Here is a 12,534-nt window from a genome sequence, read left to right as displayed (position 1 = left end):
TCTTGACTCGGCACTAAGAAGTCCTGGTAACGACGATGGGTGCGTCGTAACAGGCAGTCATGGGTGTGGCGGTAGCAACGGGTCAACGGAACGACATGTGACATATATGTGTCGCTTACTGCTCGTATAATGTGAGATACGGTGGTTGGGGAGAGAGGGGAGAGCCTCGTATGGCAGGAAGCGACCAGGCCGGGGAAGGGCGCGCGGACGACTTCGACGCGCGAGCCCCGGAGACCTTTGACAGCCCACACGAGACCTATCGTCAACTGCGAACGCAGTGCCCGGTCGCCCACTCCGGGGAGTACGGCGGGTTCTGGGCGCTGACCCGCTTCGACGATGTGGAGTGGGCCGCCAAGAACTCCGACCTGTTCATCTCCTCGGTGAAGGCCGTGGTGCCCAGCGATCCGCGCGGCATTCGGCGCCCTCCGTTGAACTTCGACGCACCCGACCACACGCCGTTCCGCCGGGCCTTGGACCGCACCCTGCACCGTGGCCGCCTGGAACGCCTGGAGCCGCGGCTGACCGAACACGCGCGCCGCGAGATGGCCGCCTACGTCGCCGAAGGCGGAGACATCTGCCGCACCGCCGGCACCGTCTACCCCGCGTATACGGCCGCGGAATGGCTCAACCTGGACGAGGAGCAGGTGCCGCGGCTCGCCGAGCACGCCTCTGAATGGGTGGACGCGTGGCGCCGCCAGGACGTCGAGGTCGTCACAGCCAGGAGCGAGCGGCTCTACGACATCGCGCGCGCACTGGTCGCGGATCGCAAAGAGCGGCCGCGGCCCCCGGAAGAGGATCCGGCCAGCTCACTGCTCAGCGAGACGGTCGATGGAACCCCGATTCCGGACGACCTGGTCGTCGGCGCGCTCCGCCAGTCCCTGGTCGTGGGCATGGTGGCCCCGCCGATCCTCTTCGGCGGCATCTGCGTGCACCTCGCCCGCGACCCGGAGCTGCAGGAGCGGCTGCGGCGCGACCTCTCACTGCTTCCGGCGGCGGTCGAGGAGTTCGTCCGGCTCTACACCCCGTACCGGGGATTCGCCCGTACCGTTAGCGAACCGGTGACCGTGCATGGCCGCACGGTCGCGCCGCGCGAGCCGGTCACCCTGGTCTACGCCTCGGCCAACCGGGACGAGAGGATGTTCCCCGACCCCGACGAGTTCGTCCTGGACCGGCCCAACATCATGCGCCACCTCGGTTTCGGGCGCGGCCGGCACCGGTGTGTGGGAATGTCCCTGGCCCGCCTCAGCCTGCGCATTGGTCTGGAACAACTGCTCACCCAGACCGAGTACATTGAGCTCGACGGCCCGGTCGAGACCACCCGGATGCCCGAGGTGGGCGCCCAGGCCGTTCCGTTGCGGGTCACCGGGTCGGGGTGCTGAGGTCTACGATGAGCGACGAAGTCGACCTGCCTCGTCGGCAGGCCGGGCCCAACCCGCAACACCTGCTGCTCAGCATGATGGGCGACTTCTGGGTGGGTTTGACGGCGCCGATCCCTTCGGCGGCGCTCGTGGCGCTGTTGCAGGAGTGCGGGATCACGGCGAACAGCGCGCGGGTGGCGATCAACCGCCTTGTGCGGCGCAATGTCCTGGTCGGGGTGCGGCGCGGCCGCGAGAGCCACTATCACCTGGCCGAAGCGGTCGTCGTCAGCGGCGTCCGGGGGCTGCCGAGGATGATGACCTTCGGCAGTTCCGACGAGGACGAAGCAGAGTGGGACGGCACTTGGGTTCTGGTATCCATCACCGCCCCTCCTGAGCAGGCGGCGCAGCGCAGAACGCTGCGTACCCGGTTGCGTGCGCTCGGGTTCGGCATGCTGACGGAATCACTCTGGATCGCCCCTTCGACGCAGAAGGACCCGGCCGTCGAACTCGTGACCGAGTTGGACGTCTCCGCGATGGTGGTCCATGGAACCGTCGTCCACCCGGTGACCAGCGGAGTGCTGAACGCGCTGAAAACCTGGCCGTTGACCGAGGTCAGAGCCGAGTACGAGGACTTCATCGCCACCTACCAGCCGGTGGTCGACCGGGCGCGCCAAGGACAGGTGAGCCCTTCCGAGGCGTTCGTCTTGCGGCTGTACATGACCGACCAGTGGCGGGGCCTGTACCGCCACGACCCCGGCCTGCCCTCGGAGGTCCTCCCGGCCGACTGGCCCCGCGGCCGCGCCTACGAGGTGTTCGCCGAGCTGTACGACCGGCTCGGCCCTTTGGCCGAGTTCCGCTGCGCGCAGGTGGTCGCCCCGCACGCGCATCCGGACATGCCCCCGCCGCGCCACTACGCCATTCGCGACGGCTTCGACGCGATCATGGAACGGGTCGCGTCGCTCACTTCGTGAGCCGCGTATGCGCAAGGACATCATCCCGCACCGCGGATCGCTCCTCGCTGCGGGCCGTACCGCACCGTCTCGAAGAGGGCCAAGCTTGCCAGGACGGCGGCCAACAGAGCCAGTGCGACGGTGAAGAGGACGGTCTGTGCCCGTCCGCCCCAGAGCGTCCCCGCGACCAACAGCGCGCCACGCGGGCGCGGGTCCAGCCCGGACCCGCGCCCGCCGGTAGCCGGTCGCTGTGCGCGGACCTGCCGTTTAGCGCCCGTGCTCGCCGGGTGCGGCGCTGCCGGAGTACTCGTCGAGGTCGGAGATCAGTTTGGTCAGCTCAGGGTCGCTGTCGAACCGGCGCTGGTGCAGCGCCGCGATCTTCGCGCCCATCTCCGGGTCCGGGTCGTCGGTGATGTCGAACGATACGAACTTGTCGACCAGGGGCAGTCCGACCCGGTCGGTGTTGCGGTGTGCGGGGTGGATCAGGTACTCCCAGTAGCCCTCAAGGTCCTCGATCACGAAGGTCGCGCCCCACTCGAACTCACCGCCGTAGTCACGGCCAACGACGAATGATTTGACGGACGGGATGACGCGCCCTTGATTGCGCAGGCTCTCGAGGGCCTCCTCGACGTCCTGCTGCGCGACGTCGGGCTTCAGGGTGAAACGGTTGCCGTGGTAGATCATCGGACTTCCTTTCCGTGGGTGCTTCGTTTCCACATTCCGGCGGCGGCGAGGGCCGCGCCGGCGACCATTACGAGCCCGGCCCAGGTGAAGGCGCCGCCGACGCCGGCGGCCTGAACCAGGGGTTGGACGACCAGCGGTGAGAGGAACTGGCCGAGAAAGATCGCGGTGACGAGGCCGCTGAGGATTCGCCCCCGCCAATGGGGCGCAGCGAGCTCGCTGAGCAGCAGGTTGAGGTTGGGGACGGCGAAGCCGACACCGACGCCGCCGACGAGCAGCCCGACCGCGACGCCGATGACCGTGTCGAAGGCGCCGGCCAGCAGCCAGCCCGCGCCGAGCAGCGCGAGGCTGACCAGCGTGATCGCTGTGGACCGCAGGCGCTTGCGCAGTGCTGGGAACCCGAACGCGCCGAGTGCGCTCGTCAGAGTGCTCCCGGCGACCACGACACCGACGACGGCGGGGCCGACGGCGAAGTCCGTCAGCAGGAACGGCACCTGCGTCGGTGCCATGTAGAACGCCAACGTCGCGATGAGCGCCACCGCGTACACAGCGAGGACGCGACCGGTCATCATCCGGCCGCGGCTGGACGGTGCCGGTAGGTCCCGCGGCTGATCCCGCACGACGAGGACCGCGAACAGGGCGACCACGGCGCCCACCGCGTAGATCCAGAACGGCACCCGCCAGCCGAAGTTCGCGAGTAGTCCGGCCAGCGGCAGGAAAACCACGCCGCCGAGGCTCGTGAATACCTGCTGCAGTCCGAGGAAGGAGGACCGTTTCGGCCCGTCGAACCAGTCGGTGATCGTCGCGCTGACCGTTGTCATGATTCCACCAACGGCGACCCCGAGCAGCGCTCTGGTTGCCAGCAGCAGGTAGAGGTCGGCTATGAAGTACCCCGCGCTGCCGCTGACCGCGTAGAGCACGAGGCTGGACACGAGCAGCGGGCGGCGCCCGACGCGGTCGGCGAGCACACCGGAGATCGGAGCGGTGAGGGCGATCATGAGCGAGGTGACCGTGACCGTGAGGCGCACCAACAGGTCCGCCCCGGGCTGGTCCGCGTAGACCTCCCCCATCTCCGGAAGGCTGGGGGCGATGCCTGCCGGCGCCATGATGGTTAATGTCGCCGCGGCGAGGATCGTGCCGCGAGCGAGGCGGCCGGGTGCCACGCGGTCGGCTTGTATCGTCATGCCCCGACGATCGCGTGGGCGCGCCTACGCTCGCGTCGGTGACAATCGCCTACTTGCCCATGCCGAGGCCTCGGCGGTCCGCATCTCGTTCGTACTATGCCATCGCGGCCTTCTCGCCTGCTCGTCGGCGGGCACGATGGGACCGGTCGCCTCCACGCGGTGCTCGGCGCCGCGGAACGTGGTACGGGCGGTGTGCTCGTCCTCCGCTGTGCGCCGGGTATCGGCAAGAGCGCGCTGCTGGATCACGCCGTACACGCGGCGCCGGCGACGTTCCAGTGCCCGCCAGCGCATCCCCGCGGCCCCGTCTCCCACGCGGATTCCGGCGTTCGGGCCCGCACCACGCACGGTAGCGCGGCCGCGTTCGGCCCCCGCGCCGTTCCTCGCGAGACGGGTTCTTGATTCCGGCGATTCTCGGGGCGGCCAGGTCAGTCCTTACCGGGAGGCCGACGTGCTGATGAGTTCGTCGGCGACCCACTGTGCGACGTCGGCGGGGTAGGGCGCGGGCAGTCCGAGGACGATGTGCCGGAAGCCGGCGTCGATCGCGTTGCCGATCGCCTCCCGGGTGGTACCGGGCTGTTCGTAGGAGACGGGCAGGGGGATCGAGCGGGTGATCGAGGCGGGATCGCGACCGATCTCGGCGCAGTACTGGTCCAGCAGTGCGCTGCCGCGTACGGCGTCGTCGATGTCGCCGCCGGGGACGTTCCACAGGTCGGCGTGCTCGGCGGCCACGCGGAGCGTCGGGGACGAGCGTCCGCCGATGAGGATCGGCGGGTGGGGGCGCTGGACGGGTTTGGGGTTTCCGAACGCTCCGGTCAGGTGGAGGTAGGTGCCGTCGACGTCGAACGGCTCGTCCTCGGTCCACAATCGTCGGATCACCATGCAGGCTTCGGCGAGGCTCCCCACGGCGTGCGCGGAGTCGTGGAAGGGCAGGCCGTGTGCTTCGTATTCACGCCGTGCCAGGGGATGGCCGGGGCGTGAGCCGGCACCGATACCGAACTCGAGCCGTCCATCGGAGACGATGTCGACGGTCGCGGCGATCTTGGCCAGCATCGCGGGCGGTCGGAACCGGTTGCTGGTCACCAGCACGCCGAGCCGCAGTCGTCGGGTGTGGGCGGCAAGGGCCGAGAGCAGCGTCCAACTTTCGTAGGTCGGTCCGTACGGGTCGCCGCCGATCGGCATGAGGTGATCGAACAACCACGCGTGCTCGATCTCCGGAACCGTGTCCGCCTCGCGCCAGACTCGCAGGACGTCGTGGTAGTCGACCTGCGAGGGGGCGGTCATGATCCCGAAGCGGGGCCGGGGTGCGTGTGGCATGGGGTCGTTGGTCCTTTCGACACCGGTAGCGCGCCGGCTGGGGCGCGCTACCGAGGCTCAATCGGAAAATCTTCCGGAAGGAAGCGGGGTGCATGGGTGAATGCGGCCAAGACGTGGCGTTCACCCGCGACGAGCTGCGGCGCTCCCTTCCCGGTCGGCGCCGGCACGTTGGGAGAACAACGGTTTCTCGCCGGGCACGTCCTCTCCCGCGGGCTGGCAAGCCGCGGGAAAGGACGCGGAGACTGTCTCTCGGGGGGTCAGCGGCGCCGCAGTGCTGGGTCGAGCAGCGCGGGCGGGGTGTTGTTCTTTTCCTGTGCGGCGAGGTCGGTGCCGGGAGCGACGATCGCGTCGACCGCGTCGAGCACGTCGGCGGAGAGCACGGTGTCAGCGGCGGCGAGCTGCGAGTGCAGGTGGTCCAGCGTGCGGGGGCCGATGAGCGCGCTGGTCACGCCCGGGTGGGCGGTCACGAATCCGAGCGCGAGTTGGATCATGGTCAGGCCGGCCTCGTCGGCGACCTTGGCCAGCTGCTCGACGGCTTCGAGCTTGGTCCGGTTGGCTGGGATGGTGGTGTCGAAGCGTTGCGGCATGAACGCCGAGCGGCTGGTGGTGATTTCCCGGCCCTCGCGGATCGCCCCCGACAACCAGCCCGAGGCCAGCGGACTCCACGCCAGCACCCCGAGCCCGTACTCTTCGGTCACGGGCAGCACGTCGGCCTCGATTCCGCGCTGCAGGATCGAGTAGCTGGGCTGCTCGGTGACGTAACGGCTGAGGTGATGTTCGCGCGCGGCCCACTGGGCCTGCACGAGGCGGTAGGCGGGGAAGGTCGAGGAGCCGAAGTGGCGGATCTTGCCGGCGCGCTGCAAGTCGGTCAGGGCTGACAGGGTCTCCTCGTCGCTGGTGTTCGGGTCCCACCGGTGGATCTGGTAGAGGTCCACGTGGTCGGCACCGAGCCGGCGCAAGCTGTTGTCCAGCTCGGTGACCAGCCAGCGGCGCGAGCTGCCCCGGTGGTTGCGCTCGTCGTCCATGGGCAGGCCCGCCTTCGTGGCCAGGACGATGTCGTCTCGGCGGCCGGCGATGGCTTTGCCGACCATCTCCTCGGACTCGCCTCCGCTGTACACGTCGGCGGTGTCGATGAGGTTGATCCCGCTCTCAAGGGCGGCGTCGACGATGGCGGTGACGTCGTCCTGGGTGGTGCGCCCAATCTTGCCGAAGTTCATCGCGCCCAGCGCGAGCGAGCTGACCTGCACACCGGTGCGGCCCAAGGTGCGGTACTGCATAACGGTTTTCCTCCATCGAGGTGAAGCGGGGGCCAGCGCATGGTGGCCATGCGCGGCTTGGTGATTGCGCCCCTGCTCTGGCATCATGATTAAGCGGAGCTTTGCTCCGGTAAATATACGGAGCGTTGTTCCGTTTGGCAAGTTCGATGGTGCGGGAAGCAGAGCGGTGAACGACAGCGAAGAGAGCACGGGGCACGCGACCCGCGCTAAACGGGTGGACGCCCGACGCAACGAGGGGACCCTGCTCGACGCGGCCGCCGCGGTCTTCGTCACCTCGGGCGTGGAGGCGCCGGTACGGGACATCGCGGCCAAGGCCGGTGTCGGGATGGGGACGATCTACCGCCACTTCCCGACGCGGGCCGATCTCATCATCGCCGTCTACCGGCACCAGGTTGAGGCCTGTGCCGAGGCCGGCCCGGACCTGCTGGCGAGTAGCCCGACCCCCTACGCCGCTCTCGGGCGATGGATCGACCTCTTCGTCGACTTCCTGGTCACCAAGCACGGGCTCGCCGCCGCGCTGCGCTCCGACAACACCGCCTTCGAGGCGCTGCACGCCTACTTCATCGACCGCCTCCTGCCCGTGTGCGCCCAGCTCCTCGACGCCGCGGCCGAAGCCGGCGAGATCCGCTCCGACGTCGATGCCTACGAACTCATGCGCGGTGTCGGGAACGTCTGCATCGGCGCGGAGAACGACCCCCGCTACAATGCACGCCGACTGGTCGGGCTCCTCGTCGCGGGACTACGCCGATCGGAGTAGCAAGCGGCCGGGCGGCTCAGCGGCGTGGGAGGCGCGCTCCTCCAGCGTCAACCCGCGCAGTTCTTGGAGTGCTCCGGCGAGGTCGCCGGCTTCGACGCGTTCGAGGAGAGTCAGCGGGCCTCTTCTTCTTGGGTGGTTTCTCGGACCATGCGCGTTGCGAGGACGTGTTTGCACGGCCCGCGTCCGCCCTTGTACTCGGCCCACCACGGGCAGGTGCAGCTCAGCTTCCCCGTGTCGTCGGCGCGGACCAGGTGGGCGTGTTCGCCGCCGCCGACGCGCGCCAGCGTGCCGTCGAGGTGGACCGCGCCGGCGGCGACCAGCGCCCGCGCTCCGCGCAGCCGGGGGTTGCGCTTTTCCGCGGCGCCCGCGGAGTGGGGCAGGTGCCGGTGGAAGTAGGCCTCCTCGGCGAGGTCGTAGCCGATCTGGCCGGAGGTGCCCAACACCGTCAGCGCGGCGCGCACCCGCTCCGTCGGCAGGTCGGCCTCGTTGGCCAGTTCGGTCGTGTCGATCTTGGGTTCCCAGGACAGCAGCTCCGCTATCTGTTCGGCGTCGGCGGCCGCCGGCCCCGCGGTCAGATCGTGCAGCACGCCGCCCTCACCGGAGAACCCGCGCGCTGCATCCGGGGACAGCATCAGTGTCAGCCGCATGCCCGGCAGCGCCACCTCCCACGCCACAGGTGCGGTCGCACCGTGCTCGACGGCGGGGGCATAGACCCGCACAACGGTGGCGTGGCGCAGCACCGGCTGCAGCGGCAGCAGCCGCTCGGCGCCGGGCAGGCACACGGCACCGGGCGCCGGCCGGCTCACCGGGCGCAGCGTGGCCCCGGCGGGTACCACCCAGCGCGTTGTACGGGCGCCGGACTGGGTGAGGCGCGGCAGCGACCGCAGCAGGGCGGCCGTCCGGGTGGCCGGCACCTCGGCGCGCAGGGCGAAGTCGACCCCCAGCACCTGGGCCTCGGCGAATCCGCGCAGCCAGCGCTGCGGCAGGGGGACCTTCTTCTCCACGTACTGGCCGTCGAAGGTGGTGGCCTCGATCCCCTCCGGGCCCACCGCCAGGTGCAGCGGATCCAGCCCGCCGATCCTGGCCAGGGCGCGCCGCAGCGGGGCGTTTACGTCGACGTTGGTGGTGCCGTGGCCGATGTCGTCGCCGTCGAGTCCGGGCGCGAGGACGTCCAGGCGGGCGTAGACGCCGCAGCAGCCGGAGAAGGACTCCATCCGCAGCCGGTCGCCGTTGGCCGTGACCACCGGATCCAGGAAGGATGAGGGGCGGGGCCGGTAGTAGCGGGTGGCGGCCACGTCGCCGACCGCCATCAGTGCCGCCGCCGAGGCGGTCGGCGCGGTCAAGAACCCGGTGAAGAACCGCGGGTTGGCGGCCTCGCCCTCCGGTGTGGCACCGCCGGAAGTCTCCAATGCCAGGGTGCGCCCGGCCGCGGACTCGTGCACGGCCGAGGGGTGCAAATAGGTGTAGGACCGCATGAGGGAAGTCACGCGGGCACGCTATGAGGCCGCGGGGACAGGAGCCGCCGAACGCTCACGGCGCCGGGGCCGGCAGCGGCGGAGGGGGTGCGGCGGGATCGGCTGTTGTTCCGGTGGACACGGTTCTACGCCGCCGCCACTCTTACGGATGGTCCCGCCCGGGATTGCTCCGAAACACCGAGGTCTCGAATTCAACGCCCCGCCTTCCGAGGAGGGAGTCGACCGGTTGATCGGCACGCTCGGCTCGCTGCTCGGGTGCCAGAGTGGCGGTGCCGGCGTTCTTCGCCTCGCATTCTGCGCACGTGACCTGCCCAGGGGGAGGCCCGCGGAGTAGGCTTCGAATACCGCGGCGACACCTTTGTCGAAATCCTCCATTTCGGCGCGTAGCCGGGGGCGGTGTGCGCGTTCCGCCTGACCCACCCCAAGGAGTCCGGCGAGCGCGAGCAGGCCCCGCGCCTGCTCCACGCCCCGGGCCCGCTCGTGTGCGACAAGGGATTCGCAGGCGCCGGCATCGAGGCGGCCGAGGTCGGGCGCACCCTCGTGCGCCCGCTCGCGCGGGGCGCACTCTCCCCGCAGTGCTGGCCCCCGAGAGCCTTACGGGCTGTGCGGTGCCCAGGTCAGCAGGGCCCCCAACAGATCGCGGGAACCCGAAACCGCGATTTTGGGAACCCTGAGAAAATTCTCAGGATCGATCTGTTTTCCGGGTGGTGCTGAGCCCGGCTGTCCAGAGGAAACAGCCGGCACGCGAAATGATGGCATTGGATTCGCGCAGACGATTCTGGACAGCTCTGGACGCGCTGCTGCACGGAGGCAGGAGCGCTCGCGCATCGCATCCCCACGGGCTCGAAATCGGATGCGAATTACATATTCCGTTATCTCTTCGTTATAGGGTATGTTGTGGCCCAATGCGGGATCGCGAATTCTCCGCAACGCCCCCGCGGGCGGACTTTTCGCTGTTCAGCCGCGGACGCAAAGACCAACCAAGATTCCCTATCCCAGTAGGAGGCATACGTTGCTGTATATTCGCCTCGGCCTGCACACGGGACGGATCCTGATCATCGTCCTCGTGGTTCTCCTCGCCGCCGGCCTCATCACCACCGGCCACGACCTGGTCACCGTCACCCTGATCACCGTTGCTCTCGTTGGGCTGGGCGCCGACGTGGCCCGCCGGGTCCTGCCGGCGCCGGAGGTGACCCGATGACCGCGACGGATCTGTTGGAGTCCAGCTGCCGAGACTCCGCTCTCCCGTGTCTCCCTCCCCGCCCGGCCGTCTACCGCCCGGACCCCCACGCCTCACCACAACAGTTGCAGTGGGGAGACGACGGGCATGTCTACGGGTGGGTCCGCATGGTTCCCGAAGAGGAGACCGACCCCCCAGCAGCCCCCGACCCTGGGCGGCCGGCCACGACGGGCCCTCACGGTTCAGGGGGAGCCGTTGGGCGCAGCGCGTCACCCCGCAAGCGGACCCCCATGCGACCGCACGCCATCAAAGACTTGAAGGGATACGACAACCGTCCCAACCCCCTGGCGGCCGCCACCCCCGAGCAGTTCGTCGCGCGCATGCGGGACTTCTGGGCCTGGTCGGGCGAGTGGTCCTACCGGGAACTGGAGCAGTTCAGTGGCGGCCGGGTCAGCAGGTCGAACTTCCACGCGACCCTGACCGGTTCGGACCTGCCGAAGTACATGGTGCTGTGCGCCTTCATCTCCGCCTGCGGTGGCGACGAAGACGAACTCCAGCGGTGGGTGACGGCATGGCGGCAGCTCCGTATGTCTCCCGGCGGCGAGGCCGCCCCCACATTACGGCTGGTGCACAGCACGGAAGCGGAAAGCGCCGAGCAGGAGGAGGCTGAGTAGTCCCGGGCGGGGCCGACACTGCCAACGTCGGCCCCGCCCGGAGATCCCCCCGAACGACCGTCGAGGTCCATCGGCGCGAATACGAGCGCGACCTGATGGGGCCACCCGCCGGAGCCGGGCGCAGCACGACTGATGGGGGCATCGGGTTCACGAACTGCCCGCGGAGGACCAACGGGCGGGTCTGGGCCAAACGCCGGGGGAGGAGGCCGCTGGTTGTCCTCGGTCGCAGTGTTGGCCGCGTCGTTGGGGTGGGGGCGGGGTTCGCGGATCCGGCTTGACCCTCACGCGGCGTGAGGCTGGACGGTGGGGTGCATGAGCGACTACTACGACGCGTTCGAGATGAGTCCCGTGCCCACTCCTCCCGGCCCGGATGCGGTCCCGCCGGAGCCGTTCCACGGCATCTATGCAATGCCCGCGTTCGCGACGGTTCCCACGAGCGACGTGGCGGCGTCGGTGGACTTCTGGACTCGTGGGCTCGGGTTCTTCGAGCTGTTCAGCATCCCCGGCGGGGTTGTGCATCTGCGCCGGTGGGTGTTCCAGGACGTACTGCTCGTCCCGGCGGCAAGCGTTGCGGAGCAGGCACCAGCGATGAGCGTGAGTTTCGCGTGCGTGCTCCGCCAGGTCGATTCCCTTGCCGAGGCCTGTCGTGCGTTGCGCCCGGACTCGGTCGATGGCCCGCGGGACACTCCCTGGAACACCCGCGATGTGGAGGTGATCACCCCCGAGAACGTACGGATCGTTCTCACCGCGGCGAAGGCCTTCGATCCGGACAGCCAGGAGGCGCGCAACCTTGCGGCCGTCGGGATCACCCCACCGGGCGGCGGTCGCGGCGACAATGGGGAGCATGCCTGATGCCACTGAGGCCGACGGCCTGACCGTCGGTGCGGTCTCGACGCGTCTGGGCGTGACAGTCCGCGCACTGCACCACTGGGATGAGATCGGTCTGGCGCGCCCGTCGCTGCGCACGGCTGCCGGATACCGGCTCTACACCGCCGGTGATCTTCAACGCTTGCACCGCATCGTCGTCTACCGTGAGCTCGGTCTGGGCCTGGACCGGATTCGGGCCATCCTGGACGACTCGACCGCGGATGTGCCCGGCGCATTGCGCGCGCAGCGCACCCAGGTTGCCGAACGGATCGACCGCCTCCAGCGGCTCAGCGCCGGACTGGATCGGATGATCGACGCCCACGAGCGCGGCCTGCTGCTCACCGCCGAGCAGCAGGCCGCGGTCTTCGGCCCCCAGTGGAACCCGGACTTGCACGCCAAAGCCCGCCAGCGCTACGGAGACACGACGCAATGGCTGCAGTACGCCGAACGCTCAGCCTCGCGCGGTCCGGAGGAATGGCAGGCCATCGCCGACGCCGTTGCCGGCCTCGACCGCGCCCTCGGGGATGCGATGGACGCCGGTGTCGCACCGGGTAGCCCGGAAGCGAATCAACTCGTCGAGCGGCACCGCGAAGTTTTCGCTTCGTACTTTCCCCTCACCAGGCAGATGCAGGTCTGTCTCGGCCGCATGTTTGAGTCCGATCCGGGATTCGCTGCCCACTACGACGGCATCCGCGCCGGCCTTGCCACGTGGTTCCGCCGCATCATCGACGCCAGCGCGCGCGCCCACAGCATCGACCCCGACACCGCGACCTGGCAGTAGAGCGCGGGTCCGCACGCCCGCACCCGTGGGGGCGTC

12 protein-coding genes and 1 pseudogene are annotated in these 12,534 nt (G+C 69.4%); 8 read left to right on the top strand and 5 right to left on the bottom strand.

Features of this window, described 5'->3' with window-relative positions; translation table 11 throughout:
* The first annotated feature begins 170 nt into the window (after positions 1–170).
* Complete coding sequence (locus F4561_RS18100) at positions 171–1,379, top strand: cytochrome P450 (RefSeq protein WP_184580581.1); 1,209 nt, start codon at positions 171–173, stop codon at positions 1,377–1,379.
* 8 nt (positions 1,380–1,387) lie between these two features.
* Complete coding sequence (locus F4561_RS18095) at positions 1,388–2,329, top strand: PaaX family transcriptional regulator (RefSeq protein ID WP_184580580.1); 942 nt, start codon at positions 1,388–1,390, stop codon at positions 2,327–2,329.
* 246 nt (positions 2,330–2,575) lie between these two features.
* Here F4561_RS18095 and F4561_RS18090 read toward each other — a convergent pair whose 3' ends face one another.
* The 4 genes from F4561_RS18090 to F4561_RS18075 all read right to left on the bottom strand — a co-directional run bounded on the left by F4561_RS18090 (position 2,576) and on the right by F4561_RS18075 (position 6,764).
* Positions 2,576–2,992 carry a Dabb family protein gene (locus F4561_RS18090; protein ID WP_184580579.1) on the bottom strand — a complete coding sequence of 139 codons (417 nt, stop codon included), beginning with the start codon at positions 2,990–2,992 and terminating at the stop codon, positions 2,576–2,578.
* Positions 2,989–4,173: an MFS transporter gene (locus tag F4561_RS18085; protein ID WP_184580577.1), complete on the bottom strand. Its 1,185-nt coding sequence runs from the start codon at positions 4,171–4,173 to the stop codon at positions 2,989–2,991. The genes F4561_RS18090 and F4561_RS18085 overlap by 4 nt, the downstream gene beginning before the upstream one ends.
* 432 nt (positions 4,174–4,605) lie before the next feature.
* Positions 4,606–5,487: an LLM class flavin-dependent oxidoreductase gene (locus F4561_RS18080; protein ID WP_184580575.1), complete on the bottom strand. Its 882-nt coding sequence runs from the start codon at positions 5,485–5,487 to the stop codon at positions 4,606–4,608.
* A 257-nt stretch (positions 5,488–5,744) separates the two neighbouring features.
* Positions 5,745–6,764, bottom strand: a complete 1,020-nt coding sequence (locus F4561_RS18075) for an aldo/keto reductase (RefSeq protein ID WP_184580573.1) — start codon at positions 6,762–6,764, stop codon at positions 5,745–5,747.
* A gap of 166 nt (positions 6,765–6,930) precedes the next feature.
* Between F4561_RS18075 and F4561_RS18070 the strand changes: the two genes are divergently transcribed.
* Positions 6,931–7,521, top strand: coding sequence for a TetR/AcrR family transcriptional regulator (locus F4561_RS18070; RefSeq protein ID WP_312885353.1), 591 nt, complete (start codon positions 6,931–6,933; stop codon positions 7,519–7,521).
* Positions 7,522–7,631: 110 nt separating this feature from the next.
* Here the strand turns inward: F4561_RS18070 and F4561_RS18065 are convergent, their stop codons facing one another.
* Positions 7,632–9,008 (bottom strand): SWIM zinc finger family protein, encoded by a 1,377-nt coding sequence (locus F4561_RS18065; RefSeq protein ID WP_312885352.1) that lies wholly within the window; start codon positions 9,006–9,008, stop codon positions 7,632–7,634.
* Positions 9,009–9,386: 378 nt separating this feature from the next.
* On the opposite strand from F4561_RS18065, the pseudogene F4561_RS34175 reads away from it, so the two are divergent.
* From F4561_RS34175 to F4561_RS18045, 5 genes and pseudogenes are all read left to right on the top strand, one after another.
* Positions 9,387–9,545: pseudogene (locus F4561_RS34175) on the top strand (IS982 family transposase); the annotation flags it as partial.
* A gap of 463 nt (positions 9,546–10,008) precedes the next feature.
* Positions 10,009–10,197: a hypothetical protein gene (locus tag F4561_RS18060; RefSeq protein WP_184580570.1), complete on the top strand. Its 189-nt coding sequence runs from the start codon at positions 10,009–10,011 to the stop codon at positions 10,195–10,197.
* A 269-nt stretch (positions 10,198–10,466) separates the two neighbouring features.
* Complete coding sequence (locus tag F4561_RS18055; RefSeq protein ID WP_184580568.1) at positions 10,467–10,850, top strand: hypothetical protein; 384 nt, start codon at positions 10,467–10,469, stop codon at positions 10,848–10,850.
* Between the two features lie 312 nt (positions 10,851–11,162).
* On the top strand, positions 11,163–11,702 hold the full coding sequence (locus F4561_RS18050; RefSeq protein WP_184580566.1) for a VOC family protein: 540 nt from the start codon (positions 11,163–11,165) through the stop codon (positions 11,700–11,702).
* Positions 11,695–12,498: a MerR family transcriptional regulator gene (locus tag F4561_RS18045; protein WP_184580564.1), complete on the top strand. Its 804-nt coding sequence runs from the start codon at positions 11,695–11,697 to the stop codon at positions 12,496–12,498. Before F4561_RS18050 ends, F4561_RS18045 begins: the two co-directional genes overlap by 8 nt.
* Positions 12,499–12,534: the final 36 nt, after the last annotated feature.

The organism is Lipingzhangella halophila (assembly GCF_014203805.1).
In the GTDB taxonomy this organism is placed as follows: domain Bacteria; phylum Actinomycetota; class Actinomycetes; order Streptosporangiales; family Streptosporangiaceae; genus Lipingzhangella; species Lipingzhangella halophila.
This window is presented reverse-complemented; position numbering and strand designations above follow the sequence as displayed.

What these genes read in the sequence shown, in the direction of transcription:
- F4561_RS18095 (WP_184580580.1), top strand. Translation starts at nt 1,388, where the DNA reads ATGAGCGACGAAGTCGACCTGCCTCGTCGGCAGGCCGGGCCCAACCCG.
- F4561_RS18045 (WP_184580564.1), top strand. Translation starts at nt 11,695, where the DNA reads ATGCCTGATGCCACTGAGGCCGACGGCCTGACCGTCGGTGCGGTCTCG.
- F4561_RS18055 (WP_184580568.1), top strand. Translation starts at nt 10,467, where the DNA reads ATGCGACCGCACGCCATCAAAGACTTGAAGGGATACGACAACCGTCCC.
- F4561_RS18090 (WP_184580579.1), bottom strand. Translation starts at nt 2,992, where the DNA reads ATGATCTACCACGGCAACCGTTTCACCCTGAAGCCCGACGTCGCGCAG.
- F4561_RS18085 (WP_184580577.1), bottom strand. Translation starts at nt 4,173, where the DNA reads ATGACGATACAAGCCGACCGCGTGGCACCCGGCCGCCTCGCTCGCGGC.
- F4561_RS18050 (WP_184580566.1), top strand. Translation starts at nt 11,163, where the DNA reads ATGAGCGACTACTACGACGCGTTCGAGATGAGTCCCGTGCCCACTCCT.
- F4561_RS18100 (WP_184580581.1), top strand. Translation starts at nt 171, where the DNA reads ATGGCAGGAAGCGACCAGGCCGGGGAAGGGCGCGCGGACGACTTCGAC.
- F4561_RS18080 (WP_184580575.1), bottom strand. Translation starts at nt 5,487, where the DNA reads ATGCCACACGCACCCCGGCCCCGCTTCGGGATCATGACCGCCCCCTCG.
- F4561_RS18075 (WP_184580573.1), bottom strand. Translation starts at nt 6,764, where the DNA reads ATGCAGTACCGCACCTTGGGCCGCACCGGTGTGCAGGTCAGCTCGCTC.